Here is a 25979-nt window from a genome sequence, read left to right on the forward strand (position 1 = left end):
CGCGTGCTGGTGGAAACGGGAGGCATGCCCAGTTCCCACTCTGCCCTTGTCACTGCTCTGGCAACTGGGGTAGGACTGCAGCGGGGTTGGGATAGCATTGAGTTTGCGATCGCCGTGGTCTTTGCCTGTATTGTCATGTACGATGCGGCCGGGGTGCGCCAAGCGGCCGGTAAACAAGCCCGCATTCTCAATCAAATTGTCAATGAATTTTTCCAAGATGGGCATGAATTGGCAGAAGCCCGTCTCAAGGAGTTATTGGGGCACACCCCCATTCAAGTTATTGTGGGTTCTGCCCTGGGGGTAGCGATCGCTTGGTTGGCCGTCTAGGGGTTGTCCCCCTACCATTTTTAGGTCTCTCGACCATAGGAATCCTCAAAACGAACAATATCATCCTCACCAAGATACGCCCCTGACTGTACTTCAATTATTTCAAGGGGAATTTTCCCCGGATTGGCCAAACGGTGCACAGCTCCCACAGGAATATAGGTGGACTCGTTCTCCGTCAGCAAAAAGGTCTTCCCATTGCAGGTGACTTCTGCCGTACCACTGACCACAACCCAATGCTCGGCGCGGTGATGGTGTTGTTGCAGCGAAAGACTCGCCCCCGGCTTAACTGTAATCCGTTTCACTTGAAAGCGATGCCCCCTATCAATAGAGTCGTAGTGTCCCCAAGGGCGATAGACCACACGGTGATTGTAGGCCTCACTGCGCTGTTGGGCTTGCAGTTGCTCTACCACTTGTTTGACCTGTTGTGCTGCCTCCCGATGGGCAATGAGCACAGCATCGGCAGTTTCCACCACAATCAGGTTTTCGACCCCCAGTAAAGCCACCAAGCGGTGCTGACTGTGGACAAAGCAATCCTTAGTGCTATAGGTGAGGACATCCCCCTGGCAACTGTTGCCCAATTCATCCTTGGGGGTCACCTCCCACAAACTCGACCAAGACCCCACATCACTCCAGCCGCACTCAAGGGGCACGACCGCTGCCTTCTGGGTTTTCTCCATCACCCCATAGTCCACCGATAGACTAGGACACTGGCTGAAAGGATCTTTGGCGACGCGGATAAAGTCCAGATCCTCGCGAGCCTCCCGCAGCGCCAAGCGGCAATAGTGTAAAATCTCCGGCTGCTGCTGCGCCAATTCCGCCAAGAAACTTTGGGCACGGAAGAGAAACATGCCGCTATTCCAAAAGTAATGGCCGTCCGCTAAATAGGTCTCTGCTGTGAGCAGATCGGGTTTTTCTACGAATTCTGCCACTCGATAGGCGTGGGGATCACTGAGAGCCTCGCCGCGCCGAATATAGCCATAGCCTGTGTGCGCACAGGTGGGAGCAATGCCAAACGTCACCAACCAGTCCTTGGCTGCGGGTAACAGTCCCCGTTGTAGCCCCTGCTGAAAAGCGGCCACGTCCTGAATTAAATGATCTGCGGGGAGCACCAAAAGAATAGGATCGGTGGCGAGGACTTCTGTGACATAAAGAGCAGCAAGAGTAATCGCAGGAGCTGTATTCCGTCCCAAGGGTTCCAGCAAAATGCGCGTTGGTGTCACGCCCAGCTCTTGCAATTGTTCTGCCACAAGAAAACGATGGGCTTCATTGGCCACCACGACGGGGGGTTGAAGTTGGGGGAACCCCTGCAAGCGTTGCCAGGTTTGTTGCAGCAGACTCTGCCCCGCCGCAGTTAAACGCATAAACTGCTTGGGATGGGCTTGGCGCGATAATGGCCAAAGGCGACTCCCTGCTCCCCCCGATAGAATCACTGGAATACACGCCATACAAGACTTCCTGCGGTGCACCGTTTAAGCGTAGTTTAGCGGTAACCTGTCGTTTGTGGTTCAAACCCATTGGGGAATCTCCTACAATGGGGAACGATTTCTGTGGAGGTGGCTATGGCGATTAAGAAGGGAGATTTGGTAAAGGTCGTTGCGGAAAAGTTAGCCAACAGTCTTGAAGCCTTGGCCAGTGATCGTCGCTATCCCCCCTATCTGTTTGAGGGGCGGGGTGAGGTGGTGGAGATCCGCGGTGACTATGCGCAGATTAAATTTCCGGTGCCCACTCCCCCTGTCTGGCTGCGCCTTGATCAACTGGAGGTCGCCCAACAAGTGCAATAGTCTCCCCTGCTCTTGTGGGGGTCAACGGCGATCGCCAGTGTTAGCAATTTTCAGCTTGCCTAGATATGATAGAGGCAATGCTGTTGCTTAACATTTAGTAATGTTAGTTCAACCTTCGCAACCTCAACGCTGGTTTCAGGTGCTCAAGGAGACACTGCTTTTTGGTCAGGAACCCAGCGGTGAACTCTTTGCCATTTTGCTGGTGTATTTTGTCCAAGGGGTCTTGGGCTTAGCACGGCTAGCCATTAGCTTTTTCTTTAAGGATGAGTTGGGACTGTCGCCGGCGGCAGTGGCGGCCCTGATGGGAGTGGCTGCGCTCCCTTGGGTAATTAAACCGGTGTTTGGCCTCATTTCTGATAGCCTGCCGCTTTTGGGATTCCGCCGCCGCTCCTATCTTGTCCTCTCTGGCCTGTTGGGCTGTGGAGCGTGGTTGAGCTTGGGGACGTGGGTGGCTACCCCTTGGCAGGCAACGGCAGCAATTCTGGCAGCGTCGATCGCGATCGCCCTCAGCGACGTGATTGTGGATTCCCTTGTGGTTGAGCGGGCACGCCAAGAATCCCCCGCTGAGATGGGGACACTGCAATCCCTAAGCTGGGCAGCGACGGCGGTGGGCGGCATTCTTACGGCCTACTTCAGTGGCCAACTGTTGGAATGGTTTAGTCCGCGCACAGTGTTTCAGATTACAGCTTTTTTCCCGCTGCTGGTGTCGGGGGTGGCGTGGGCGATCGCTGAAGCACGGGTCACAACCCGCCCGCAACTGAAGCAAACTTGGGAGCACATCAACCACGTGCGCCAAGCCATGATGCAAAAACAGATCTGGCTGCCGGTGGCTTTCCTCTTTCTTTGGCAGGCGACTCCTGGCTCAGAATCGGCCTTCTTTTTCTTTACCACCAATGAATTGGGCTTTGAGGCGGAGTTTCTAGGACGGGTGCGCCTTGTAACCAGCATTGCCTCCCTCTTGGGGGTGTGGATTTTCCAGCGGTACTTAAAAACGTTGCCCCTGCGCACGATCTTTTTCTGGAGTACGGTTCTTTCCGCCCTTTTGGGCCTCTCTAGCCTGATTTTGGTTACCCACCTCAATCGCCAATGGGGAATTAGTGACCGGTGGTTTAGCCTGGGGGATAGCCTTATTCTGGCGGTGATGGGACAGATTGCCTTTATGCCCGTTCTGGTTCTTGCGGCTCGGCTGTGTCCAGCGGGAATTGAGGCTACCCTCTTTGCCCTCCTGATGTCGATCAGTAACCTTGCGAACTTAGTCTCCCATGAGTTGGGGGCACTCCTGACCCATTGGCTGGGGATTACTGAGCACAACTTTGATCGCCTGTGGCTTTTGGTTCTAATCACTAACCTGAGTACCCTCTTGCCCCTGCCCCTCCTGAACTGGTTGCCCCAGCAGTTACCGGCGCCCGTCTCTCCCTCCTCTGTCAGTGTTGAATTGGAGCCAAGTGTCCCATGACTGAAGTTTTAGATCGCCCCTACACCATGGCAGATTGGCGGGGGGGAACCGTCTCCCTCACCCAAGAGTATGACTATTGGATTGAGGATGTCGAAGGCACAGTGCCTAGGGAGCTTGTGGGAACCTTCTACCGCAATGGCCCTGGACTGCTGGAACGCGGGGGGGTACCCCTAGCTCATCCCTTTGATGGCGACGGCATGATCTGTGCCTTTCGCTTTGAGAACGGACGGGTGCATTTTCGTAATCGCTACGTGCGCACCGCCGGATTTTTGGCGGAGGAAAGGGCAAACCGCCTCCTCTATCGCGGTGTCTTTGGCACCCAAAAGCCGGGGGGATGGTTGGCTAATTTCCTGGATACCCGTGTCAAAAACATTGCCAATACCCATGTGGTCTATTGGGGGGGGAAATTACTGGCTCTTTGGGAAGCCGGTTTGCCCCATTGCTTGGATCCAGTGACCCTCGAAACCTTTGGAACTGATACCCTAGGGGGGCTTCTTAAAGAGGGGGATGCCTTTGCCGCCCATCCCCGCTTGGATCCCCAGACGCAGCGGCTAGTGAACTTTGGCGTTAAGCCCGGCCTCAGCACCCGCATTACGCTCTATGAGTTTGATGCCAAGGGTCAGTGCGTCTCGCAGCCGGTGTTTCAGATTCCGGGGTTTGCCTTTATCCACGACTTTGCCCTCACCCCCAACTACGCCATCGTCTTTCAAAATCCCGTGCAGTTTAATCCCCTGCCCTATCTCTTGGGACTGCGGGGCGCTGCCCAATGTCTGCAATTCAATGCCAAGGATGCCACGCGGGTTTGGCTCCTGCCCCGCCGCGGCGGTGCCCCCCAAATGCTGACGATGCCCGCTTGTTTTGTCTTTCACCACGCCAATGCCTATGAAGCGGGGGATGAGATTCACCTAGAGTCTGTTGCCTACAGTCACTTTCCCAATTTGGAGCCGGGGCAGGATTTTCGGGAAGTGAATTTTGCCGCCCTGCCCGCCAGTCTCCTGTGGCGTATCCAGTTGAATTTGAAAACCAAGGCTGTGGATTGGCAGGTGGCCAGCGATCGCCCCTGTGAATTTCCGGTGGTGCATCCGGCCAAGGTAGGACAGCCCTATCGCTACACCTATTTGGCAGCAGGGCATGATCCCAAAATCAATGGGCCTCTACAGGCGTTGTGGCGGCGCGATCGCCAGACGGGCGAGGAACAGTTTTGGTCAGCCGCTCCGCGCGGCTTTGTTAGTGAGCCAACCTTTGTCCCTAGGGGGCTACAAAGGGGGGACTTCCTCTGGCAGGGTGCCCAGGGGGAAGAGGAGGGTTGGCTCTTGCAGGTGGTTTATGATGCCAGTTGCCATCGGTCGCAGTTACTCATCTTTGATGCCGCCGCCATCAGTGCGGGGCCAGTGGCCCGGTTGCGCTTAAAACACCACATTCCCTACGGGCTTCACGGTTCCTTTACCACAGCAGTCTAGGTGGTGGGAGCAAGAATGGGCATTGAAATTGAGCGCAAGTTTCTGGTCATAGGTGAGGACTGGCGATCCCTTGCCACCAGTGTGTTCCACTTTGCCCAGGGCTACCTGTCAACAGTTCCTGAGCGTACCGTGCGCGTGCGTCTTGCCGGTAACGAAGCGTGGATCACGATTAAGGGCAAAGCCAGCGGCGGCCAACGCCGTGAGTATGAGTATGCCATCCCCACTGTTGACGCCAGGGAACTCCTTGGCGAATTATGCCTGCAACCGATCATCGAGAAAAGCCGCTATCACATCCCAGCGGGTGATCTGTGCTGGGAAATTGATGAATTTGCCGGCGCCTCCGCCGGCCTGATTTTGGCAGAAATTGAATTGCCCCGTGCTGACTACCCCCTGACATTGCCCCCTTGGATTGGCCGCGAGGTAACCGACGACCCGCGCTATACCAATGCCTATCTAGCAGAGCATCCCTATCAGGAGTGGTCAAGCTAAATTCTTCCCCTCCGATTCGATAGGATACAAAAATATCGCCACGGCCTCGGTATGCTTGCTCGCATTCGCCAGATTACCCAAAGTCTCACCCCCCGTCTCATTGAAATTCGTCGCCATCTGCACCGCTACCCTGAATTGAGTGGCCAAGAACATCAGACTGCCGCCTATGTGGCGGGGGTGCTTTCCTCCGCAGGCTTAAGTGTCCAGCAGGATGTGGGCAAAGTGGGCGTGGTTGCCGAACTGGTGGGAAATCCCAAGGAGAACCGCTTGCTGGCCATTCGCACCGATATGGATGCCCTACCTATCCAAGAGCGCACGGGACTGGAGTTTAGCTCAAAGCATGCAGGGGTGATGCACGCCTGCGGTCACGATGTTCACACCACCGTGGGTCTGGGCACCGCCATGGTGTTAGCGGCTCTCAAGGAGGAGTTCCCCGGCCGAGTGCGATTTATTTTCCAGCCTGCGGAAGAAATTGCCCAAGGGGCGAGTTGGATGATTGCCGATGGCGCTATGAAAGAGGTGAGTGCGATTCTGTCGCTCCATGTTTTTCCGACTCTGCCGGCGGGGGATGTGGCGGTGCGCTATGGGGCTTTGACGGCAGCAGCCGATGACATTGAGTTAACGATCTTGGGGGAATCCGGCCATGGTGCTCGCCCCCATGAAGCAGTGGATGCCATTTGGATTGCCGCTCAAGTGATTAGCGCTCTACAACAGGCAATCAGCCGCACCCAAAACCCGCTGCGACCGGTGGTGCTCACCTTTGGCAAAATTCAAGGGGGCCGGGCAGCCAATATCATTGCCGATGAGGTGACACTACAGGGGACGGTGCGATCGCTCCACCCGGAGACCCGTGCCACCCTGCCCCAGTGGATTGAGCAAATTGTGGCCAATGTGTGCCATGCCTACGGTGCTCGCTATCAACTCCACTATCGGCGGGGCGTGCCGGGCATAGAAAATACGTCTTATCTGTCCCAACTCCTGGCGGAGGCGGCAACCGAGGTCGTAGGCGCTTCCCATGTGCATATTTTGTCGGAACCCTCCTTGGGGGCAGAAGATTTTGCCCTCTACCTTGAACATGCCCCTGGCGCCATGTTTCGCCTTGGCGTGGGGTTTCGCGATCGCCCCAACTATCCCTTGCATCATCCAGCGTTTGATGTGGACGAACAGGCCATTCCCGTGGGTGTGATGACCCTTGCCCAGGCGGCCTGTCGCTATTGGCAGATTCCCTACTAGTGGCGATTGGCATGGTAGAGCATGCCAAGGGCGATCGCGCTGACGACAACCTTGGGCAGCCAACTGGCAACGATGGGGTGAACGGCTCCCCCTTCGCCAAAGGCGGTGAAAATAAAGGCAGCCACGTAATAGCCAAAAATGATTGCCACGCTTAGTCCAAAGGCTCGCCCCTGGGCTTGGCGAGGAGAACTGATGCCCAAAACGGCCCCGACAACCGCAAAACTAAGACACAGAAACGGAAGAGAGAGCTTTTCCTGCAACTGTACCCGCCACTGCCGCAACCGTTTAGCATCGCCACTTTCCGCCAAAAATTGTAAGTACTGATAAATTTCGCGGCTGGTCATGAACTCCGGTGCCCGCGTTTCCATCGCCAGATCTATGGGGGTGCGCGGGTAGGCAAACCGTCGTTCTGCAAAAGTCTCGGCCACGTCATAGTCGCGATCGCCCGTTAGGTGGTGGTAGGTTCCCTGCCGAAACAGCCAGGCAGTGCCTTGCCACTGGGCTTCCTGAGCCGTAATAATTTCCCGCAGTTGTCCCTGCTCAAAGTTCAGGATTGTCACTTGACCCATGACTTTGCCGTCAAAATGATGGGCAAAAAAGAGTTGCTGAAGCTGCCCTCCGGCAAAACGACGGTAGAAGATATTGCGGGTCTGAAACCTGGGCCGGGGGTGTTGAATGGCAACTTCCAAGGTCTGGATGGCGCGGTAGGCCAGCGGGGGAGCCACGAGTTCATTGAGGGCAAAGGTAAAAACCAAGGCCGCAAACCCTGCCACCACTGCCGGCCGCACAAGCCGCACGGGGCTAATACCACAGCTTTTGCAGGCAATCAGTTCACTGCGGCGCGACAGTTGACTATAGGCAAGGAGTGAACCAAAGAGCGTCGCCATGGGAATCCCTAGAACCGCAAAGGTGGGCAAGCGCAGAAAAAAGACTTGCAGGGCACTGAGAATCCCCAGGTTGTGCTCCACCATATTGCGAATGAGGTAGAACACCGTACCAATCACAGCAGCGATCGCCGTAAAAATGCCAAACCCAAAGACAAAGGGACGAATCATCTCCCGCAGGATATAGCGATCCAACCGGGAGAATCGCGGCTGCCAAGGTATTTTTTCAAAGGGGCGGGCGATCGCCAACATGTTCTATAGCCCCAAACGGGGTTTCGCCAACTTCCAATAGCGAAAGAATCGCTTCAAATCGGCATCGGCAGGTAATGTCACAAAGGGGTCTGGCTCTAGAATCTCCAGCGGATACGCCAATTGCTGGCAAATGGCGCGAAAGCGCGGACTCGGGCTGGCCATGGTTACCACGCGATCGCCCCCGTGCACCTCAACAAAGGCATTCACCAAAGGAGCCACCTCGCCACGGTACATTTCCACCGGTAGATCCAGCAGGCACTCATAGAGAAACACCAGCCGCTTCAGGCGAATTTGCCACTCCTTCAGTAATCCTACGTCCCAGACAAAAATGGCCGGCGCGTTGGGATAGCGGTTAAAGATCGGCGCCTTGGGATCAAGGCAGTCTCCATGAACCCAGAGAATCGGCTGCCCCATTAGCGCTGCATTACCTCTTTTTTCAACTGTTTGCTGTCCCGCTGCGCTGCTGCCGCCAAGTCCGCATCCAAGAGGGTTTGCCCCGTCGCCGCCAAATAGACATCGTCTAGGCTGGGGCGGGATTGCGCCAAGCTAAAGAGGGGGAGTCCTGCTTCCTCTAGGGTTGTCCTAATGGCTGGAATCGCCACAGCAGCATCTGTAACCACCAGATTCAAAGAATTGCCCTGGTTGGCATTAATCAATGCCGATTTCACGCAGTCCAATTGACTTAAGAGGGCCTGTGCCCTTTGCGCCTCTTGACGGGGGGTAAATTCCCGCACCCGCAGCGTGACGCGATCGCCACCGATATTGGCCTTGAGTTCCTCTGGCGAACCGCTGGCAATCACCCGTCCCCGATCTAGAATCACTAAGCGATCGCTGAGGAGATCCACTTCCTCAAGGTAGTGGCTGGTCAAGATAATCGTCAGTCCCTGGGCTTTAAGGTCCCGCAGCACATCCCAGATTACTTGGCGACTTTCAATATCGAGGCCTACGGTGGGTTCATCCAAGACCAGCACCTGGGGTTGATGCAGCAGCCCTGCCGCGAGATCAAAGCGCTTGCGAATGCCCCCGGAGTAGGTACCACACTGGCGATCGCGCCATTCTAGGAGATCCAAGCGCGTCAACACCGCCTCAATCCGCTCTGGAATCAGGGCACGGGGAATGTGGTACAGTGCCGCCTGCAATTCTAAAAATTCCTGACCCGTGAGGATTTTATCGAGAGCCACCTCCTGAGCCACATAACCTAATTTTTGGCGCACTAAATGGGGTTGGTGGAGAACTGAAAAGCCACAGACTTCCAATACCCCAGCATCCGGACGCGAGAGGGTGCACAGACAGCGCAGCGTTGTCGTTTTCCCTGAGCCATTCGGGCCCAACACCCCAAAAATTTCCCCTTGATAGGCTGTAAACGAGACATCGGCCACTGCTGTAATGGCACCGTAGGATTTCTTCAGATGTTCGACCTTTACCGTGGCTGTCATGGTCATTCACAGAGGTCAAAGTTTGGAAGTCCAGCGTCTTTAGACCTGGGAGGAAACAGAACTCGGCGACTTTAGTCGCAGTCATACGTGATATAACCTTAACACACCTTAACAGGAAACAAACTCTGACACTGACTTGTAAATTTCCGCCAACCCCTGAACAGTCCCTCAAACTCGAGGAGTGGTTGAAGGCACTTGCCGATGCTTGCAACTCTAGTCAATGGGGCAATCAAACCAGCGATAATAAGCAAAACTTGACGGGTATCCGTGGGCGCACAAACCAAAAGCCTCGAAACAAGACTGAACGGAGACGCTCGAAGAGTTGGGCGTTCTTTCAGTTGCTTGACATCCTCCCCGGCCTGTTAGCTTGCCCCCGCGTAGCGATAGGCCGAAGAAGTTCCCGCTTCCCACCGCCCACGCAGTTCGATCCACAGGCCATATGGGTTCCCTCCCGCAAGACGGGAGGTTGATGCGCCGAGCCAATCGGCGTTGTCCTCAAAACCCCATGCCACGCCCAAAAACCGACCTTGTGGTTGGCGGTTGCCCGCTGACACATGACCACGGCGCGGACAGGTGCGACTCGTGTTCTGGGGTGGCACCACCACCAACCAGCCGCCCCGCGAGGCCAGCTTGCAGTCCGGTTAGCGGCGGAACTCGAACCAGCTCTGATCGAGGATAGACTTGACCCGAACGTATCTGCCCGGCTGCTCCAGTGTCCCTGCCTCTGCACCTGCGAGTCCTCGATACACACCATCGCGGGGTTTTTGCGGGTGGCGGTCGAGGTCTTGGGCAAAAAGTCGCGGCGCACGTTGGCTATGCGGGAATGAATCCGTCGTTCAACAGGCAGTTTGCCTTTGGTCGGCTAGGGGTTTGACAGCCATAGGGTATAAATTTTATGATGGAGAGCTGTTGAGTTTGCACGGAACAGGTTTTCCAAGAGGCACGCATCCCCTCACCTGCACGGCAAGGAGTTTTTTAGTTTCTATGGCATACGCAATCATTGAGACCGGTGGCAAGCAACTGCGCGTTGAAGCCGGGCGATTTTACGATGTGGAGCGGCTCCCCGTCGAGCCGGAGAGCACAATAGATTTAGAACGGGTGTTGTTGGTGCAAACCGATAGCCAAGTTTACGTGGGTCAACCCTACGTCAGTGGCGCGGTTGTCTCGGGTACGGTGATGGAGCATCGGCGTGGCCCTAAGGTGATTGTTTATAAAATGCGTCCGAAAAAGAAAACCCGCAAAAAACAAGGCCATCGCCAAGAACTCACCCGCATCATGATCAACGAGATTCGTCTTAACGGTGAATCCCTAGGAGGTTAACATGGCACACAAGAAAGGAACCGGTAGCACACGCAACGGTCGCGACTCAAACGCCCAGCGTCTAGGCGTCAAGCGCTTTGGTGGTGAAGTGGTAAAAGCGGGTCATATTCTTGTACGGCAGCGGGGGACAAAGTTTCACCCTGGAGTCAATGTCGGTCGCGGCAGTGATGACACTCTTTTTGCGACGATTGCGGGTGTGGTCAGGTTTGAGCGCTATGGCAAAAATCGCAAGCGGGTGAGTGTCTATCCTCTAGCAGAGGCCTAAAGCGACTCTTCGACAAACGGTCAAGAATTGTTCAATTGGGTCAATCCGTCGGATTGGCCTTTTTGTTTTTTCAGCCCATGACCTTCTTAGGAGAGCCGTGACTTAGGGATTGTAAATTTCGATGAACAGCTTGCTTTAAGATCGAGAAATTGTTAAATTAGATACAGAAATCAATCGTTCATCCCTCGCAAGACCTCAGTAAAGGCTCCGCAGACTGAGTGTAATTGTCCACGAGGGACGGAAGTAGGGAAACAGCTCCCGAAGGAACGCGCCTCAGGCAGTTCACTTTGTATTCAAAATGGGGCGAAAACTATGACTACTCTTACTTATCGCGGCGTCCAATACAACTACGTTCCTCCAGGAATCAACACCCAAGCTACGGATGTCGTAGCTAAGTATCGCGGTAGCACCTATCGTGTGGCGGCTGAGACGCATCCTCCCGAGGACTCCTTAAAAATCATGACCTACCGTGGGGTCAAGTATCAAAAAGGCAAACAGCCCGCAGGCGTTCCCGCTGCTCGCTTGGCCGATAGTGTGGCTTCTGTGCCCATGACGGCAACGGTCAACGACATGGCTCGCTCCTTGGCGAGGGCACATCATGTGATGATTAAAAGCCGTGAACAAACCCTCCTTGCCCGTATGGCAGGAGCAATCGGCATGCCTGTGACAGCGGCTCACTACTGGAACCAAATCCAAGGAAAAATTAACCCGATGTTTGGTGCTATCTACGATCGCTCCTATGTGGCGCTGAGCTGAGGCAGAAATGACACTGGGTTGAATTGATTTAGTAGAAAAACTTTGAGGGAGTCAGGTCATCCTTGGCTCCCTTTTGCTTTGGGCATTAGCCCCGCCGATCCCAAGGCCCCCAGATGGCAAAGGTCATCCCCGGATGGTAGAGATTGACAAACAGGGTTTGGCCATCGGGTGAAAAGCAAATCCCTGCGAGTTCTTGGTCATTGAAGGCATTGCGGGCAAGGGTGTAAAGCCGTCCTTGGGGCGTGATCCCGACGAGGCGATTGGTGCCATCGTTACCATCTTCACAGCAAATGAGATCTCCCCAGGGAGCCATTGTCAAGTTATCGGGACAATCAAGAACGTCTTTACCCGGAGACTCGACAAGTAGTTCAATCGTACCACCCTCTGTTGAGGTGCGGCTAGGACGATAACACCAGATTTGCCCCAGCTGCTTTTGCCCGCCACTGGTGGCTGTAAAGTAAAAGGCGCCGTTGGCATAGCAGAGGCCTTCGCTGCGCACAAATCGGGCAGCACCCTTCTCATAGCCTTGGTAGCGCACGGTATCTGTGGCGGGATCGGGATCGGGAATGGGAACCCACTCCACTTCAACCGGTCGGCGGCGGGGAAAGCCTTGACCTGTGTTGAGTTTAGGAGCGCCTTTAATTTTCAGTGCCTGTAGCTCACCACCAGCAGCAAGGTTTCGCGGTTCTTTGGGAATAAAGCGGTAGAAGAGACTGTCCCCCCGATCCTCTGTCTGATAGACGATATGTGTTTTTGGATCGATGGCGATCGCCTCCCGCTGAAAGCGACCCATGGCTTTTAGAGGCACGGGGTTCACCGGACCGGGAGCGGCGAAGGGGACTTCAAAGGCATAGCCATGGCGTTTTTGCACAGGGCCGTGCTGACCCGGCTGGGCTGGGGTGGCCGTGGTTTCCTCACAGCTAATCCAACTCCCCCAAGGGGTTTTGCCGCCCCCACAGTTGCGCGAGGTTCCCGCCAAGGAAACGTAATGCTTTAGGAGTTGCCGATCTTTGCTGATCACTAGGGTGGTGGTACCACCGGGGGCAAGGGGGTCATACATTCTGTCTTTGGGAGCCACGACCGCCTGAAAGGCACGGGGAAGGCCAGGGTACATTTCATGGTTGCGCACAAGAATGGTAGTGCCATTGGGGCCGGGGAAGGCGGCCATGCCATCGTGGAGGGCGGGGACGGGGGTGCCATCACTTAGGCGATCGCCCAGCTTGGAGAAGACGCGATACTGAAACCCCGCTGGCAAATCCAACAGCCCCCTAGGGTCTTTTATCAGGGGGCCAAACCCTCGCGCGGCAATGGGCTGCCCTTGAGCTGCCCGCTGGTAAAGCAGTTGCAATCCTTGGGGAAAGAGAACTGTCCCCACCCCGGCGGCAGCAAGGGTCAGGAAGCGGCGACGTTGCAAACCCATAGAAAACCCTGTGTAAACTGCACAACCAACAGCTAAAAGTTCACCCCTACCTTCATACTGCAAAGTTAGGACGTGATTCAAGGGAATTTTGTTGACAGTGGTGGACAAGTTGCTAAAATAAACTCATAACGAGTTTGGATAAGCCGATGCGCGTGTTAGATTTGCCCCTCACTGCCATTCGCCGTCCCCTCCTGCGGCAAACGGATCCCGCCAAAGTAGAGGCACTCATGGCCTCAATTGCGGAAATTGGCCAGCAGGAACCCATTGAAGTGCTGGAAGTCGAAGGCCAATACTACGGTTTTTCAGGCTGTCATCGCTACGAAGCCTGTCAACGTCTCGGACTGCCGACAATTCGGGCACGGGTACGCCGCGCCCCCCGCTCAGTTCTAAATCTGCACCTTGCCTAGGCACCTTGTCAGATTAGCCCCGGTGTGGGATTCTAGCCTGTTAGGCTCTTGAGGACAGCATCGTGACGGGTGTACGCCTTGAACAACTGACCAAGGTCTATCGCGACTCCCAGCGCGGCCATGATGTCACAGTGCTCAAGGGCATCGATCTAAGTATCGCTGCGGGCGAGTTTTTAGTACTGGTGGGGCCTTCAGGGTGTGGCAAGAGTACGCTGCTGCGGCTGATTGCCGGTTTGGATGAACCAACCACGGGCAGGATTTGGGTAGGCGATCGCCTAGTCAATGGCTTGCCGCCTAAAGCGCGGGATATTGCTATGGTCTTTCAAAGCTATGCCCTCTATCCCCACCTGACGGTCTATGACAATTTGGCCTTTGGTCTGCGCCGCACTACCCAATTGAAGGGGGTTCTACCTGCACCGCTGGAAGCAACGCTGACCCGCTGGACGCGATCGCTCCCTCAACCACTGCAACTCTCCTTTCCCCGCGAGCGGGCAATTCACCGGCGGGTGATGCAGATTGCCGAGATGCTACAACTTGATTCCCTGCTGAATCGCTATCCCAAACAGCTCTCCGGTGGTCAAAAACAGCGGGTGGCTCTAGGACGCGCCATGGCCCGCAACCCACAGGTCTTTTTGATGGATGAACCCCTCTCAAACCTCGATGCCAAGCTGCGCACCGAAACCCGCAGCCAAATTGTCCAACTTCAGCAGCAATTGGGCATTACGACAATCTATGTGACCCACGATCAAACGGAAGCAATGACCATGGGCGATCGCATTGTCGTGCTCCATCAAGGCAGAATTCAACAAATTGCCACCCCTCTAGACCTATATCAACGCCCGGCCAACCGTTTTGTTGCCGAGTTTATCGGCTCACCGCCGATGAATTTTTTAGCCGTCACCCTTAGCCAAGGGAAGATCCAGTACCACAACTGGCAGTTGCCCTTGAGCCAGCCTTTCCCCTCGGCATCGCAGGTGTGGTTGGGGATTCGTCCTGAACATTTTGCGTTGGCCACAGCTGAAGAAGTCGGTGCATTCCCTGTTCAAGTGGATCTGGTGGAAGCCCTAGGCCATGAAACGGGGCTAGCAGTGCACCTAATGGCAACAGGGGAAACCTTGCGGGTGCGCTTGCCGGGGCAACAGCCCATTCGTCGGGGCGATCGCCTGCATTTGCGCCCTGATCCGCAGTATCTGCACTTTTTTGACGCCAACACAGGGCAGCGACTAGAGCTAGAGCCATGAGCCAGCGTCTGCAAGCCCGCCTTGCGATGGCCGGCATTACCCGCAAAAGTCAACTGCGCCGTAGGGGATTCACGCGACAGCAAGCCAATGCGATTTGGTTAGGCGAACTACACCGCTTGCGCCTTGAGACCTTGGAACACCTTGCCCAAGTGCTGGGGATGCGACCTGCAGAATTCTTTCAATGGTTCTATGGCGAAGCGGTCTCTGAAGCGGCACTCCAGCACCAAGCCCTACAGATTCTTGAGCCGTTTCTGCGTTTCTGGCCGACTGCTGCCTACGCTGCTCACCAAAACCCCACTGCCCCCGCCCAACGGATTTTGCCCCTGGTCAAGCCGGTGTTTCAACTCCTAGAACTGTGGGGTGTCAAGAGGATTGGTGAAGTGGGAGACTGTGTCCCCTTTGATCCGCGCCAGCACCAGAGCGATCGCGCCCCCTTAGCGGCAGGTACACCCGTGCGCATTACCCATGTGGGCTATTGGTGGGGCGATCGCCTGCTCTTTCGGGCGATGGTGACGCCAGTAGATACTCCTGAACGAGCTGCCCCCCCAGCACATGCTCCTGAATCACCCGCTCAATAACCGCCGGTGTTGCCGAGTGATACCATACCCCATCGGGATACACCACTAAAATCGGCCCGCGTTGGCACACCCGCAGGCAATTGGCCTTGGTGCGAAAAATACAGCCCTCTGGGCGCGGTTGATCCAAGCCCAAGTCCTTGAGGCGTCTTTTTAAGTACTCCCATGCCTCTAAACCCACCGCCTTCTCACAGCAGAGGGGTTTTGTTTGATCGGCACAGAGGAATAAGTGCCGCTGAATGTGACCAAGGCCGAGGACTGCCACTTGCTGCGCTAACGAAGGAGGTAGCATAGGGGGGGTTCTAGTCTGTAACCAGTGTTTCGGGTGTTGGCAGCACCGTTGAGCAGGGGGGGGGAAAGCTGGCAGCGGTTCCATTCTGTGTCCGGCATTTCCCCAAAGGCACACTGCAAAGAGGCCTCCCAGAATTGCCGCACCTTTGCCAAAACGGGATCACCCAAGGGAGATGCGGTGCGATGACAAATCTCAAAGCTATCGGTACAGGATCAGGCCATGCCCGGGTTTTACTTCCCTGCTGGCCAAGCAATACTATAGACAATTTTCTCAGCAGCCTCACTATTTTCGACGGTTATCTATTCGATATTCTGAGGTCGAGGCCAATTCAGATTTACCCAGATGTCAACGATTTTAGAAACCCTTTCCCTGATTCTCCTCCTCGGCTTTTTTGCTGGTCAGCTGGCACGGCGACTGGGGGCCCCGGCCTTGATCGGCATGATTCTTGTGGGCATGGCCTTCGGACCTACAGCCTTGAATCTCTTGCAACCCGATGTCCTGGCGGCAGCTCCCACCTTCCGCGCCGTTGCGGTGATGGTGATTTTAATGAAGGCGGGGCTAGGTTTGGATCGTCAGAAATTGGCACAACAGGGCACAGTGGCTCTACGCCTTGGGGTGTTACCCGCCCTGTGTGAAATGGTGGTGGTGGCGGGGGTGGCGATGCTCCTACTGGGATTTAATTTGCGCCAAGGGCTATTACTGGGGGCGATCGTGGCGCCGGAGTCCCCTGCGGTCATTGTCCCCGGCATGCTGCGCCTAAAGAGCTTGGGCTGGGGCGTGGACAAGGGCATTAGCGATGCCATTCTCTCCGGCAGTGCTATTTCCGATGTGGTGGTACTGCTGCTGTTTAGTTTGCTGATGGGGGCTGAACAGGGGGGCAGCTTCCTAGGCGCTTTGCCGCCAGCCTTGGAGGTGAGTGTGCAGGCACTTCTTGAAATTGGGGGTGGCGTGATTGTGGGGTATGGCGTGGCAAGAGCGCTGGTCTTTTTGTTAGTCAAGCAAAACTGGAGTCAAAATCGGGTGCAGACAACGCTTGTCACAGCAGCAGTGGCCTTGGGGGCGGTGGGCTTGGCCGATCGCCTGCCGTTATTTTCTGGCTATCTTGCGGTCATGAGTGCGGGCTTCTTCTTAATTGAGTTGGATGCGCCCCTAGCGCGGCAACTGCGGAGCGGCTTTGATGCCCTGTGGCAAGGGGCAGAGATTTTTCTTTTTGTGCTGTTGGGCGCCAGCGTGGAAGTGGGGGTGTTGCAACGTTCCCTCGGTGTGGGCTTGGTGATTTTGGCGGTGGGCACATTGATTGGGCGCGGCATCGGTTGGTACCTTTCCACGCTGGGGAGTAATTGGACAGCCTCTGAGCGGCTCTTTTTGCTGCCGGGGAACTCGGCAAAGGCAACGGTGCAAGCTGCCATTGGTGCCCTCCCCTTGGCTGCCGGCATCCCCGGTGGGGAAACCATGCTGGCGATCGCGGTTCTTTCGATCCTGATTACGGCTCCCCTAGGGGCGTGGGCAATTCCCACGTTTGCCCCAAAACTCCTGCAAAAGGGGGAGGTGGATGCCACCAAAGTGTTGCTCCAGCCCCGAGTCGTCCTGCTGGCGCCGGTGGATCTCTCCAGCGTTACCCCCTACGTCCTGCAAAAGGCAGCGGAGTTGGCGCGGCGGGCCGATGCTGAGGTGATTGTCCTCCATGTACAGGATGTGCCTGACCCCAAAGCAATAGCGACCCTAGAAGCCCAAGTCAAACAATACCTAGCGGATATTCGCTATCGTTTTATTGTTACCGCTGGCCCGATTACACAGGCCATTTTGGATACTGCCGCCCTGTACAATGCCACTGAAATTATCCTTGGCAAACATGGTCAAGGGGGTCTCCAGCGTGTGCTCATGGGGTCTGTGTGTCAAAGTGTTCTTGAGGCCTCAACTCGACCCGTGCTGATTGTGGAGGAACCCCGCCTGTGATTTCAATTCATCCTCGGTTGCGCCCTGCCCTAGCCGTTAGTCTTGGCGCCATCCCCGGTGCTTTGGGTCGCTTCTTACTGGAGGCCTATTTGGAACCCTATCTTGGGGGCAATTTGCCCTTTGCCACGTTGATCGTGAATGTCAGTGGCTGCTTTCTTTTGGGCGTCATCGCCCCCTTGGCCTTTGCCCGCACATTTGTGCTGCACCCCGAGTTGCGCTTGCTATTGACAACTGGCTTCATCGGCTCCTACACCACTTTTTCATCCTACGAGTTGGACAACGACAAGCTCTTTGGCGAGCAAAGTTGGCCAGTGGAGGGCTTTTACTGGCTGGGCAGTACGGGCTTGGGCTTGCTGGCTTTGGAGTTGGGTAGCCGTCTGGTGTTGTGGGGACTGGCCTATTGGGAGAAATGGGATGATCTCGCCTGAGGGACTCTTGGCGATTGCCCTTGGCGCGGTGCCGGGGGCGCTAATAAGGTACTCCGTTGGCCTGTGGAGCGATCGCCGATTCGGAACGCCAATCTTTGGCACCCTGAGTGTCAATCTCGCGGGAGCCTTTCTCATGGGCTGGTTGAGCCATGGTTTCAGCCGTTGGGGAGTACCGCTGTGGCTTAGCTATGGGGTCACTGTCGGTTTCTTGGGGGCCTTGACCACTTTTTCCACGTTTATCCTCGAAGTATCGAACCTGCGCCGTGAAGGCTACCCCCGCATTGCGTGGTTTTATTGGCTTGGCACGCCCCTTGTGGGCTTTTTAGGGGTTGAACTGGGAATTTCCCTCTCTCGCGCACTCTAACCCTAGTTCATGCCGCTGGGGCTACCTCACTTTAGGGGCAAGGGATTATTGTTCGCCCATCCTTTGGAGCCGTTGGCGATCGCAAATCCTAATTTCAGCACCGTTGACACTGATGATTCCCTGTGTGCTCAGCTCATCAAACGCACGGGATAAAGTGGCGGGAATTGTTCCTAAGAGGGCAGCTAGCTCAGTTATTGAAGACCTTGACACGCCCCGTATTGATTGTATAGAACAGGAACACCAAAAGACGGGTGCCGCCCTAGCACAACTGCGGTGGCTAACCGATGACTTTCGCCCTCCTGAGTGGGCCTGCAATACCTACCGCGCGCTTTTGGCAGGGCTTTTGAGGCTGGAGCAAGATTTGCACCGGCATATCCACAAAGAAAACAATATCCTGTTTCCACTGGCGATCGCCAACCTCTGAGTGCCCCCATGCTATTCAAACTTCTGGTTATTCTCCATACCCTAGGGGCAACGGTTTGGGTGGGGGGACATCTGACTCTTGCCCTGACAATTCTACCCAGTGCCCTAAAACAGCAAAATCCAGAACCTATCCGGCAGTTTGAGCAGCACTTTGAAAAGTTGGGTTTAGGAGCGCTGCTTGTGCAAGTGCTGACCGGCGTTGGCTTAACGCTAATCTATTTTCCCGAACTAAGGGGATTTTGGCCACCGCAATCTGTAGTGTCGCAGTATGTTGTGATTAAGTTGGGCGGGTTGCTAGCAACCCTTGCTCTAGCTGTACAGGCTCGCTGGTTCATTATGCCAAACCTCACTGTTGCAACATTGCCTTGGTTGGGGCTGCACATTGTTGGTGTGACTGTTCTTGCGGTGCTGTTTGCCGTTATAGGGGCAGGAATTCGCTTAGGAGGATTACTGTAGTGGAGGAACAAGCCATGAACCTCTTAGAATCATTAACCGTTGCTCAAGCTGCGCCAGCACCAAGGAGCGGCAAACCATGGTATGTGCCAACCTGCTCGCCGGAGCATGGGATTTATGTCATGCTACTTGTGGCCTTTCTGACGGGAGCAGCCACAGCGCAACGTTGGACTTGGGCAACAACTCTAGCATTGGTGTGCGCTTTCAGTGCCTTTCAAGCAGAGCACCCCTTGACACTACAACTGAAGCAACGGCGGAGTTGGAAACCTCGCCTTCTGGTGTGGGGAAGTCTCTATAGTGCCCTTGCCCTTAGCATTGCTTTTTATCTTTATTGGCAAGTGCCTTTATTACTTTGGATCTACCTAGGGGCGATCGCTATTTTTGCAGTAGATAGTATTGCTGTTTTTTATCATCAGCGCAAAGCTGTCTGGAATGAGTTGCTCACCTTTGCCGGGGTGTGTTTAGTTGCTCCCCTAACGGCGATCGCTACGACTGGAACAGCCACTGTTTCCCTCATTGGGCTGTGGTTGTTGAATACCCTTTTCTTTAGTAGTGCAATTTTTACAGTCAAGCTGCGTAAGCTGAAAGGGACTTCTTGGCTCGACGGAGTAGTTTATCATGTTCTTGCGAGTCTCATCATTGGTGGTCTTTGCTGGCTAGGCTGGTTATCTCCCTTGGCGGCGATCGCCTTTTCTATTGCGGTACTGAAATTTGGCCTGATTGCTTGGCAACTGAATTGGTACAGAACCACAGCAATACAAAATGTGGCCCTGCTGGAGACAGGCTCAGCATTTTTGTTCTTGAGTTTAAGCGCGATCGCTCTGCTGCCTGCTGACCTTGCCAGTCGTTAGAAAATGGGCAAGTTGGCATTGTCCATTGGTTAGGAGAAGGCTCTATCGGTCAGCCGCCAAGACTGGCCAGGAGCTTGGCCTCCTCCTCTTTGGAGATGACGCGGCCTTGGTTTTCGTAGTCGGGAATTTGGTCAAAGTAGAGGTAGCGATAGAGATCTGCCGCAAAGGGATCAATTTTGCGCGTCACAATCTCTAGGTACTCCTCGCGAGTGGGAATGCGTCCCAGTAAGGCACAGACGGCTGCCAGCTCTGCGGAACCCAGATAGACCCGTGCCCCCTTGCCCATCCGGTTATTGAAGTTCCGTGTAGAGGTGGAAAAAACCGTTGCATTATCGGCAACGCGGGCTTGATTGCCCATACACAGAGAGCACCCCGGCATCTCTAGGCGGGCGCCCGCTGCCGCAAAAATGCTGTAGTAGCCCTCTTCGCGCAACTGCTGCTCATCCATGCGGGTAGGAGGCGCAATCCAGAGGCGTACTTTCACCGCCCCTTCCCCTTCCAGCACTTTGGCAGCGGCACGGTAGTGACCAATATTGGTCATGCAGGAACCAATAAAAACCTCCTGTACCGGGTCGCCGGCACATTCTGAAAGGGGTTTGATATTGTCGGGATCATTGGGGGCAGCAACCAGGGGTTCTGTAATCTGGTCTAAATCCACCTCAATCACATCGGCATACTCAGCATCGGGATCCGCAGCGAGGAGACTGGGATTGGCCAACCATGCCTCCATCTTTTTCACCCGCCGTAAAATTGTTCGCGCATCCCCATAGCCGCGAGCCACCATATTTTTTAGGAGTATCACGTTGGAACGCAGGTAGGTGGCCACGGTTTCCTCACTCAGCTTAATGGTGCACCCCGCTGCCGATCGCTCCGCTGTGGCATCTGTCAGTTCAAAAGCCTGCTCCAGTTGCAAATCCGGCAGCCCCTCCATCTCGATGATCCGCCCGGAGAAAACATTCTTTTTATTCTCCTTGGCCACTGTGAGCTTGCCCTGCTGGATGGCTACATAGGGAATGGCATTGACAATGTCCCGCAGCGTCACCCCTGGTTGGAGCGAGCCTTTGAAGCGCACCAACACCGACTCCGGCATATTGAGGGGCATCACGCCCAAAGCGGCGGCAAAAGCCACCAAACCAGAGCCTGCAGGAAATGAGATGCCCAGAGGAAACCGGGTATGGGAATCACCACCGGTGCCCACCGTATCCGGCAAGAGCATGCGGTTGAGCCACGAGTGGATAATGCCATCCCCCGGTCGCAGCGACACCCCTCCCCGCGAGGTAATAAAGTCCGGCAGTTCTTTGTGGGTTTTGATGTCCACGGGCTTGGGATAGGCGGCGGTGTGGCAGAAACTTTGCAATACCAAATCCGCCCCAAAGCCAAGGCAGGCCAGTTCCTTAAGCTCATCGCGGGTCATTGGGCCTGTGGTGTCTTGGGAGCCAACGGTGGTCATCACGGGTTCGCAGTAGGTGCCGGGGCGGACGCCGGGGAGACCACAGGCTTTACCGACAATCTTTTGCGCCAAGGTATAGCCCTTGCTGCTCTCAAGGGGTGGCTGAGGACGGGTAAAGAGGGGACTGGGGTCTAAGCCAAGGGCAGCGCGGGCTTTGTCAGTGAGGGTACGACCGATGAGGAGGGAAATCCGTCCGCCAGCACGCACTTCGTCTAAGAGGGTATTGGGCTTGAGGGTAAAGCAACTGATAACCTCTCCGGCTTCATTGGTGATTTCGCCGCGGTAGGGGTAGATGGTCACCACATCCCCCATCTTCATGGGGGTGACATCGCACTCAATGGGCAGCGCGCCGGCGTCCTCTAGGGTGTTAAAGAAAATGGGTGCAATCTTGCCCCCCAGACATATCCCCCCTGTGCGCTTGTTGGGGACGTGGGGAATGTCACGACCAATGTGCCAAATCAGCGAGTTGGTGGCGGACTTGCGGGAGGAACCGGTGCCCACCACATCTCCCACATAGGCAAGGGGATAGCCCTTTTGCTTCAGCTCAGCAATGATTTGCAGTGCCTGGGGCAGGCGGCTTTCCAGCATGGTCAAGGCGTGGAGGGGAATGTCGGGGCGGGTGGTGGCATGGGGAGCAGGGGAAAGATCATCGGTATTGGTTTCGCCCGCCACTTTGAAGACAGTCACGGTAATAGCTTCGGGCAGGGGGTCACGGTGGGTAAACCAGTCGCCCTTGGCCCAAGATTCCATCACTTGCCGGGCATAGGTGTTGCCTTGATCCATCAGGTCCTGGACATCGTGAAAGGCGTCATAGACCAGTAGGGTATGGCCTAGGGCAGTGGCGGCCGCCTGGGCCAGCTCCCTGTTTTCATGGCGCAGTAGGTCAATGAGGGATTGGACGTTGTAGCCCCCAAGCATGGTGCCGAGGAGTTCCACGGCTGCAACGGGGGAAATGAGGGGGCTGGTGAGTTCACCCTTGGCGATCGCCGTCAAAAAGCCCGCCTTGACATAGGCTGCTTCATCAACCCCAGGGGGCACGCGATCGCGAATCAGATGCAGTAGATACTCTTCTTCTCCCACTGGAGGATTTTGCAGTAGATCACAAACCGCTGAGGTTTCCGCCGCCGTCAGGGGCAAGGGGGGAATGCCCAAGGCAGCTCGTTCTTGGGTGTGCTGACGGTATTGGCTGAGTACGGTTGTGTCCACGCTGTTTAACCTCAATTCACAACAAATGGCGGATGGGGGAAGGCATTGAAGTGCAGATCCAGATTCTAAAGTACAGAGTTGCGTTGAGTTCTTTAGTTACTTTAGATACCTTTGGGGCGATCGCCCCTAGCGCCAGTCTCGCTGTAACTCTTCCGCAACGCGGCGGTAATCTGCTTGGGCTTCTCTGGCCTGTTTGCCCTTCCATTGGGTGATGGGAACGCCCTCAAGAGCTGCCCGTTCGTGGGCTTTGTAGGCGCGAATAAAAGAGTGACAGGCCGCCACCCCCAACTGCAGGAGGGTATTTTGGGCTTCGAGAGCCTCATTGACGCAACGGGGATCCACGCGGGTGAGCAGGACGCGGTGGGGAACCTTAGACGGCTGCACCACCTGCTTGACAGTTTCAATGAGGGCGGCAAGGTCAATGGGGGCGGGTGGGGTGGGCAGCACCAAGTAGTCCGCAATGGGCACGACCGCTGCAAGGGCAGTGGAGGCTAAAGCGGGAGGGGTATCCACCACAATGAGATCATAGCCAGTGAGCTTGCGCACATTGCTGAGGAGTTTTGGGTTCACCTCTTGGGCGAGATCGAAGCCCATGGACCGGCCGCCGCGCTGAAACCACCAGGTGGCGGAAGCTTGGGGATCGGTGTCCACCAATAGCACTTTGTACTGCTCGGCATAGGTGGCGGCAAGGTTGATGGCCGTTGTGGTTTTGCCCACGCCCCCCTTTCCATTGAGGATGGCCACTAGACGGGGTTGCGCCAAGGCTCTGCCCTCCTAAAACTGCCGCAAAAAGCGCAAATCACTGGTGTAGAAGCGGCGAATGTCGTCAATTTGATGCAACACCATGGCAAACCGCTCTACGCCAAAGCCGGCGGCAAAGCCCGTATAAACCTCTGGATCGTAGCCAACGTTTTTGAGGACGGCGGGATCCACCATGCCGCAACCCATAACTTCTAGCCAGCGTCCCTGCCACTGCACATCCACCTCGGCGGAGGGTTCGGTAAAGGGAAAGTAGCTGGCACGGAAACGAATGGGCACCTCGCCGAAGAGTTCAGCCAGGAAGGTTGTGACGGTTCCCTTGAGGTCGGTAAAGGTCAGTCCCTCATCCACTGCCAAAATCTCAACCTGGTGAAACACGGCTGCGTGGGTCGCATCTTCGCTATCCCGCCGGTAACAGCGCCCCGGCGCCACAATCCGAATGGGGGGATCGTTCAGTTCCATATAGCGAATTTGCACCGAGGAGGTGTGGGTGCGCAGGAGATTGCCATCGGGCAAGTAAAAGGTGTCCTGCATGTCGCGAGCCGGGTGATCCACCGGGGTATTCAGGGCTTGGAAGTTGTAGTAGTCGGTTTCCATCTCTGGGCCATTGGCAACCCTATAGCCAAGACCCACAAAAATATCGAGGATGCGGTCAATGGTGCTGTTGAGGGGATGAATGTGCCCCTGGGGACGAAAGACCCCCGGCATGGTGACATCCAGTGTTTCTGCCGCCAGCTGGGCAGCAATTTTTTCCGCTTGCAGGGTTTGGCGCCGTGTCTCTAGCTCTTGGAGAAGGCGCTCTTTGAGGGTGTTGGCAAGGGTGCCAATCGTGGGGCGATCGCCGGCGGGCAATTTGCCCATCAGGGCAAGAATTTGCGAGAGTTCCCCTTTTTTGCCAAGATAGGCTACCCGCAGTTGTTCTAGCTGCTCAAGGGTATCTGCTGCGGCGATCGCCCCCAAGGCTCTGGCTTGTAAATCTTTGAGTTGTTGAATAAGCTGATCGCGGTCAAGGGGGGAAGTAGTCATGGCAAAATGCGGTTGCGGGATACGCAAAGATCAATGGCACCAGTCGGGGTCAAGATAGAACATTCGACCGCTGGGGAATAAGCCTTGATTATAACGCTCCGTCTGTAGTTGCGATCGCCATGGTTCGGAAATGCCCATTCCTCAGCCCACTCTCCTCCCCCAACGGACTGTACTGGAGGCTCCCCAAGCGTTTTTAACGCCAGCTCACTACTCAGCACGCCGCGAGCGGCAAACAGCCCTCCTTGCCTGTGGACTGTGGTTTTTAGCACAACTGCTCTATCTCCATTCTGTGTCGCCAACCCCCTGGCCGTGGTTAGAAAGCCTTGTGGAGGCCGCTGCTGTTGTGATCATTGGCGGTTTTCCCGTGCTGTGGTGGGCAATCGGCAAGCGGGATTTTGAGACAATTGCTCAGCGCTGGCCAAGACGATTACTCCTAAGTTTGGCGCTGTACCTCACGATGGGCCTGCTGCTGCCGGGGGTCACTTACTTTCCCTGGTACCCAATTCTCAGGAATTTACTCTTGGCCGATCAGCCGTGGCTGAATTTGCTGATTTTTCTTGGCGGCGTCTGGGCAATGCTGCGCGTTCCTTTCCTCCTACGGCAGAAAACCACGCCGAGACCTGTGTTGTGGGGGTGGATCAGTGGCGCAGCGCTCTATTTGCTGCTTAGCCACAGCGGGCTGATGTCGCCAGCACTTCCTAAGGACTACACCGAAGGATTCCTCATTACGCCGATTTATCTGCTCCTCTGTGCTTGGGGCGATTGGCAGCGGCGACAATCTCCGCGGCGGATCCGCAGCGGCTTAGGATGGCACGACATTCCCTTGATGGCGGTCTCGCTTTTTAGCCTCTACTGGTTCTCCACCCCCTACTTTCGCTTTGGCCCTTTGGTGGCGCTGCAACTGTTTATCTTGGTGATTATTTTTGGCAGTGGGCTGGGGCGATCGCACTTTGGCTATAGCTTTGAACCGCGCCGGCGCGATGCGCGTTTACTGGGGGGAATATTTTTGGCGGCCTTGATAACCATGGTGCCCTTGGGGAGTCTCTTGGGCTTTTTGCCCTTGGCGCAATTTAACCTCACCCCTTCGCCACTTCAGGTATTTGTCTATTCGACCCTTTTTGTGCTGCGGGTGGGCATTTTTGAGGAGGTGCTCTTTCGCAGTGGGCTGATGATTTTTGTGCGGGATCTCCTGCAGCAGGCTGGGGGCGATCGCCAACGTGCGGCGGTCATTGCTTGGGGTGCCATCCTCATTTGCTCGCTGGTTTTTGGCATTGTGCATATGGGCAATCAGCCGAATGCCAATATTCAACTGCCCCTCCTTGTGTACCGAGGGGTGTATGTCCTTATGGCAACATTTGCCTCCCTTTTTTACTGCTTCACCTTTGCCTGTACCCAGCGGCTGTGGGCAGGGGTCATCCTCCATGGCTTGGTGGACGCGATCGCCGTTGTCTTTTTCGGCGCTGCTTTGG

General features: G+C 55.6%; 29 protein-coding genes, 1 pseudogene and 1 riboswitch. Of the genes and pseudogenes, 19 read left to right on the forward strand and 11 right to left on the reverse strand.

All coding sequences use genetic code 11. From position 1 onward, the window contains the following. The coding region (locus tag Q0711_RS09885) for a divergent PAP2 family protein (protein WP_299042442.1) at nt 1–327 on the forward strand (327 nt) is incomplete at its 5' end. A 20-nt stretch (nt 328–347) separates the two neighbouring features. On the opposite strand, the gene Q0711_RS09890 is transcribed toward Q0711_RS09885, so the two are convergent. After that, nucleotides 348–1772, reverse strand: a complete 1425-nt coding sequence (locus Q0711_RS09890; RefSeq protein ID WP_298613877.1) for a mannose-1-phosphate guanylyltransferase/mannose-6-phosphate isomerase — start codon at nt 1770–1772, stop codon at nt 348–350. A 114-nt stretch (nt 1773–1886) separates the two neighbouring features. Between Q0711_RS09890 and ndhO the strand changes: the two genes are divergently transcribed. The 5 genes from ndhO (at nt 1887) to Q0711_RS09915 (ending at nt 6746) form a co-directional block, all read left to right on the forward strand. After that, the gene (ndhO, locus tag Q0711_RS09895) at nt 1887–2108 is read left to right on the forward strand and encodes a photosynthetic/respiratory NAD(P)H-quinone oxidoreductase subunit O (RefSeq protein ID WP_298613875.1); all 222 of its coding nucleotides are present in this window, start codon (nt 1887–1889) and stop codon (nt 2106–2108) included. 100 nt (nt 2109–2208) lie between these two features. Further along, nucleotides 2209–3564, forward strand: coding sequence for a folate/biopterin family MFS transporter (locus Q0711_RS09900; protein WP_298613873.1), 1356 nt, complete (start codon nt 2209–2211; stop codon nt 3562–3564). Beyond that, a complete protein-coding gene (locus Q0711_RS09905) occupies nt 3561–5024 on the forward strand; it encodes a carotenoid oxygenase family protein (protein WP_299042444.1) in 1464 nt (487 codons plus the stop codon). The genes Q0711_RS09900 and Q0711_RS09905 overlap by 4 nt, the downstream gene beginning before the upstream one ends. 15 nt (nt 5025–5039) lie before the next feature. Beyond that, complete coding sequence (locus tag Q0711_RS09910; protein WP_298613870.1) at nt 5040–5513, forward strand: CYTH domain-containing protein; 474 nt, start codon at nt 5040–5042, stop codon at nt 5511–5513. A gap of 51 nt (nt 5514–5564) precedes the next feature. Continuing rightward, the gene (locus tag Q0711_RS09915; RefSeq protein ID WP_298613868.1) at nt 5565–6746 is read left to right on the forward strand and encodes a M20 family metallopeptidase; all 1182 of its coding nucleotides are present in this window, start codon (nt 5565–5567) and stop codon (nt 6744–6746) included. On the opposite strand, the gene Q0711_RS09920 is transcribed toward Q0711_RS09915, so the two are convergent. The 4 genes and pseudogenes from Q0711_RS09920 to Q0711_RS11720 form a co-directional block, all read right to left on the reverse strand. Continuing rightward, complete coding sequence (locus tag Q0711_RS09920) at nt 6743–7882, reverse strand: LptF/LptG family permease (RefSeq protein WP_298613866.1); 1140 nt, start codon at nt 7880–7882, stop codon at nt 6743–6745. The genes Q0711_RS09915 and Q0711_RS09920 overlap by 4 nt on opposite strands. A gap of 3 nt (nt 7883–7885) precedes the next feature. Beyond that, nucleotides 7886–8296, reverse strand: coding sequence for a hypothetical protein (locus Q0711_RS09925; protein WP_298613864.1), 411 nt, complete (start codon nt 8294–8296; stop codon nt 7886–7888). Beyond that, the gene (locus tag Q0711_RS09930) at nt 8296–9318 is read right to left on the reverse strand and encodes an ATP-binding cassette domain-containing protein (protein ID WP_298613885.1); all 1023 of its coding nucleotides are present in this window, start codon (nt 9316–9318) and stop codon (nt 8296–8298) included. Before Q0711_RS09930 ends, Q0711_RS09925 begins: the two co-directional genes overlap by 1 nt. Nucleotides 9319–9680: 362 nt before the next feature. Next, a pseudogene (locus Q0711_RS11720) lies at nt 9681–10153 on the reverse strand (transposase); the annotation flags it as partial. Nucleotides 10154–10302: 149 nt separating this feature from the next. Between Q0711_RS11720 and rplU the strand changes: the two are divergent. The 3 genes from rplU (at nt 10303) to Q0711_RS09945 (ending at nt 11659) form a co-directional block, all read left to right on the forward strand. Then, nucleotides 10303–10638 carry a 50S ribosomal protein L21 gene (rplU, locus tag Q0711_RS09935; protein ID WP_298615961.1) on the forward strand — a complete coding sequence of 112 codons (336 nt, stop codon included), beginning with the start codon at nt 10303–10305 and terminating at the stop codon, nt 10636–10638. A gap of 1 nt (nt 10639) precedes the next feature. Next, on the forward strand, nt 10640–10903 hold the full coding sequence (gene rpmA / locus Q0711_RS09940) for a 50S ribosomal protein L27 (RefSeq protein WP_298615959.1): 264 nt from the start codon (nt 10640–10642) through the stop codon (nt 10901–10903). A 173-nt stretch (nt 10904–11076) separates the two neighbouring features. After that, nucleotides 11077–11176: riboswitch (Glutamine riboswitch) on the forward strand. Between the two features lie 39 nt (nt 11177–11215). Then, nucleotides 11216–11659, forward strand: a complete 444-nt coding sequence (locus tag Q0711_RS09945; protein WP_298615957.1) for a DUF4278 domain-containing protein — start codon at nt 11216–11218, stop codon at nt 11657–11659. Between the two features lie 85 nt (nt 11660–11744). Here Q0711_RS09945 and Q0711_RS09950 read toward each other — a convergent pair whose 3' ends face one another. Next, on the reverse strand, nt 11745–13079 hold the full coding sequence (locus tag Q0711_RS09950) for an alkaline phosphatase PhoX (RefSeq protein WP_298615955.1): 1335 nt from the start codon (nt 13077–13079) through the stop codon (nt 11745–11747). A 146-nt stretch (nt 13080–13225) separates the two neighbouring features. Here Q0711_RS09950 and Q0711_RS09955 point away from each other — a divergent pair, with 146 nt between their 5' ends. From Q0711_RS09955 to Q0711_RS09965, 3 genes are all read left to right on the forward strand, one after another. Then, nucleotides 13226–13486, forward strand: coding sequence for a sulfiredoxin (locus Q0711_RS09955; protein ID WP_298615952.1), 261 nt, complete (start codon nt 13226–13228; stop codon nt 13484–13486). A gap of 62 nt (nt 13487–13548) precedes the next feature. After that, a complete protein-coding gene (locus Q0711_RS09960; RefSeq protein WP_366142449.1) occupies nt 13549–14727 on the forward strand; it encodes an ABC transporter ATP-binding protein in 1179 nt (392 codons plus the stop codon). Beyond that, nucleotides 14724–15305: a helix-turn-helix domain-containing protein gene (locus Q0711_RS09965; protein ID WP_298615950.1), complete on the forward strand. Its 582-nt coding sequence runs from the start codon at nt 14724–14726 to the stop codon at nt 15303–15305. Before Q0711_RS09960 ends, Q0711_RS09965 begins: the two co-directional genes overlap by 4 nt. Here the strand turns inward: Q0711_RS09965 and Q0711_RS09970 are convergent. Next, nucleotides 15187–15594 carry a ferredoxin gene (locus Q0711_RS09970; RefSeq protein ID WP_298615948.1) on the reverse strand — a complete coding sequence of 136 codons (408 nt, stop codon included), beginning with the start codon at nt 15592–15594 and terminating at the stop codon, nt 15187–15189. The genes Q0711_RS09965 and Q0711_RS09970 overlap by 119 nt on opposite strands. A gap of 342 nt (nt 15595–15936) precedes the next feature. On the opposite strand from Q0711_RS09970, the gene Q0711_RS09975 reads away from it, so the two are divergent. Genes Q0711_RS09975 through Q0711_RS09985 form a run of 3 tightly spaced genes read left to right on the forward strand, consistent with a single transcriptional unit; the run spans nt 15937 to nt 18342 of the window. Continuing rightward, nucleotides 15937–17550, forward strand: a complete 1614-nt coding sequence (locus Q0711_RS09975) for a cation:proton antiporter (protein WP_298615945.1) — start codon at nt 15937–15939, stop codon at nt 17548–17550. Beyond that, nucleotides 17547–17978 (forward strand): fluoride efflux transporter CrcB, encoded by a 432-nt coding sequence (crcB, locus tag Q0711_RS09980; protein ID WP_298615943.1) that lies wholly within the window; start codon nt 17547–17549, stop codon nt 17976–17978. Before Q0711_RS09975 ends, crcB begins: the two co-directional genes overlap by 4 nt. Next, nucleotides 17965–18342, forward strand: coding sequence for a CrcB family protein (locus Q0711_RS09985; protein ID WP_298615941.1), 378 nt, complete (start codon nt 17965–17967; stop codon nt 18340–18342). Before crcB ends, Q0711_RS09985 begins: the two co-directional genes overlap by 14 nt. A 45-nt stretch (nt 18343–18387) precedes the next feature. On the opposite strand, the gene Q0711_RS11725 is transcribed toward Q0711_RS09985, so the two are convergent. Next, nucleotides 18388–18537, reverse strand: coding sequence for a helix-turn-helix domain-containing protein (locus Q0711_RS11725; RefSeq protein ID WP_366142719.1), 150 nt, complete (start codon nt 18535–18537; stop codon nt 18388–18390). Between Q0711_RS11725 and Q0711_RS09990 the strand changes: the two genes are divergently transcribed. The 3 genes from Q0711_RS09990 to Q0711_RS10000 are packed head-to-tail and all read left to right on the forward strand — an operon-like array spanning nt 18467 to nt 20069. Beyond that, nucleotides 18467–18766, forward strand: coding sequence for a hemerythrin domain-containing protein (locus tag Q0711_RS09990; protein WP_299042448.1), 300 nt, complete (start codon nt 18467–18469; stop codon nt 18764–18766). The genes Q0711_RS11725 and Q0711_RS09990 overlap by 71 nt on opposite strands. A gap of 8 nt (nt 18767–18774) precedes the next feature. Further along, a complete protein-coding gene (locus tag Q0711_RS09995) occupies nt 18775–19221 on the forward strand; it encodes a CopD family protein (RefSeq protein WP_298615937.1) in 447 nt (148 codons plus the stop codon). A 14-nt stretch (nt 19222–19235) separates the two neighbouring features. Next, nucleotides 19236–20069 carry a YwiC-like family protein gene (locus Q0711_RS10000; protein ID WP_298615935.1) on the forward strand — a complete coding sequence of 278 codons (834 nt, stop codon included), beginning with the start codon at nt 19236–19238 and terminating at the stop codon, nt 20067–20069. Between the two features lie 49 nt (nt 20070–20118). Here the strand turns inward: Q0711_RS10000 and acnB are convergent, their stop codons facing one another. From acnB to pheS, 3 genes are all read right to left on the reverse strand, one after another. Continuing rightward, nucleotides 20119–22725: a bifunctional aconitate hydratase 2/2-methylisocitrate dehydratase gene (acnB, locus tag Q0711_RS10005; RefSeq protein WP_298615933.1), complete on the reverse strand. Its 2607-nt coding sequence runs from the start codon at nt 22723–22725 to the stop codon at nt 20119–20121. A 126-nt stretch (nt 22726–22851) separates the two neighbouring features. Then, a complete protein-coding gene (locus Q0711_RS10010; RefSeq protein WP_298615930.1) occupies nt 22852–23487 on the reverse strand; it encodes a ParA family protein in 636 nt (211 codons plus the stop codon). Nucleotides 23488–23499: 12 nt separating this feature from the next. After that, nucleotides 23500–24510 (reverse strand): phenylalanine--tRNA ligase subunit alpha, encoded by a 1011-nt coding sequence (pheS, locus tag Q0711_RS10015; RefSeq protein ID WP_298976173.1) that lies wholly within the window; start codon nt 24508–24510, stop codon nt 23500–23502. Between the two features lie 130 nt (nt 24511–24640). Here pheS and Q0711_RS10020 point away from each other — a divergent pair. Further along, nucleotides 24641–25979: CPBP family intramembrane glutamic endopeptidase (locus Q0711_RS10020; protein WP_298617733.1), on the forward strand; the 1339-nt coding region annotated here is incomplete at its 3' end.

Origin of the sequence: uncultured Thermosynechococcus sp., assembly GCF_937958135.1 — a bacterium.
Lineage (GTDB): Bacteria > Cyanobacteriota > Cyanobacteriia > Thermosynechococcales > Thermosynechococcaceae > Thermosynechococcus.

Coding starts and splice junctions, on each gene's coding strand:
- Q0711_RS09925 (WP_298613864.1), bottom strand. CDS start 8,296: ATGGGGCAGCCGATTCTCTGGGTTCATGGAGACTGCCTTGATCCCAAG.
- Q0711_RS09910 (WP_298613870.1), top strand. CDS start 5,040: ATGGGCATTGAAATTGAGCGCAAGTTTCTGGTCATAGGTGAGGACTGG.
- Q0711_RS09920 (WP_298613866.1), bottom strand. CDS start 7,882: ATGTTGGCGATCGCCCGCCCCTTTGAAAAAATACCTTGGCAGCCGCGA.
- Q0711_RS09890 (WP_298613877.1), bottom strand. CDS start 1,772: ATGGCGTGTATTCCAGTGATTCTATCGGGGGGAGCAGGGAGTCGCCTT.
- pheS (WP_298976173.1), bottom strand. CDS start 24,510: ATGACTACTTCCCCCCTTGACCGCGATCAGCTTATTCAACAACTCAAA.
- Q0711_RS09950 (WP_298615955.1), bottom strand. CDS start 13,079: ATGGGTTTGCAACGTCGCCGCTTCCTGACCCTTGCTGCCGCCGGGGTG.
- Q0711_RS09955 (WP_298615952.1), top strand. CDS start 13,226: ATGCGCGTGTTAGATTTGCCCCTCACTGCCATTCGCCGTCCCCTCCTG.
- ndhO (WP_298613875.1), top strand. CDS start 1,887: ATGGCGATTAAGAAGGGAGATTTGGTAAAGGTCGTTGCGGAAAAGTTA.
- rplU (WP_298615961.1), top strand. CDS start 10,303: ATGGCATACGCAATCATTGAGACCGGTGGCAAGCAACTGCGCGTTGAA.
- Q0711_RS09995 (WP_298615937.1), top strand. CDS start 18,775: ATGCTATTCAAACTTCTGGTTATTCTCCATACCCTAGGGGCAACGGTT.
- Q0711_RS09945 (WP_298615957.1), top strand. CDS start 11,216: ATGACTACTCTTACTTATCGCGGCGTCCAATACAACTACGTTCCTCCA.
- Q0711_RS09900 (WP_298613873.1), top strand. CDS start 2,209: ATGTTAGTTCAACCTTCGCAACCTCAACGCTGGTTTCAGGTGCTCAAG.
- Q0711_RS09905 (WP_299042444.1), top strand. CDS start 3,561: ATGACTGAAGTTTTAGATCGCCCCTACACCATGGCAGATTGGCGGGGG.
- rpmA (WP_298615959.1), top strand. CDS start 10,640: ATGGCACACAAGAAAGGAACCGGTAGCACACGCAACGGTCGCGACTCA.
- Q0711_RS09915 (WP_298613868.1), top strand. CDS start 5,565: ATGCTTGCTCGCATTCGCCAGATTACCCAAAGTCTCACCCCCCGTCTC.
- Q0711_RS09975 (WP_298615945.1), top strand. CDS start 15,937: ATGTCAACGATTTTAGAAACCCTTTCCCTGATTCTCCTCCTCGGCTTT.
- Q0711_RS09970 (WP_298615948.1), bottom strand. CDS start 15,594: ATGCTACCTCCTTCGTTAGCGCAGCAAGTGGCAGTCCTCGGCCTTGGT.
- Q0711_RS09930 (WP_298613885.1), bottom strand. CDS start 9,318: ATGACAGCCACGGTAAAGGTCGAACATCTGAAGAAATCCTACGGTGCC.
- Q0711_RS09965 (WP_298615950.1), top strand. CDS start 14,724: ATGAGCCAGCGTCTGCAAGCCCGCCTTGCGATGGCCGGCATTACCCGC.
- Q0711_RS09985 (WP_298615941.1), top strand. CDS start 17,965: ATGATCTCGCCTGAGGGACTCTTGGCGATTGCCCTTGGCGCGGTGCCG.
- Q0711_RS10000 (WP_298615935.1), top strand. CDS start 19,236: ATGAACCTCTTAGAATCATTAACCGTTGCTCAAGCTGCGCCAGCACCA.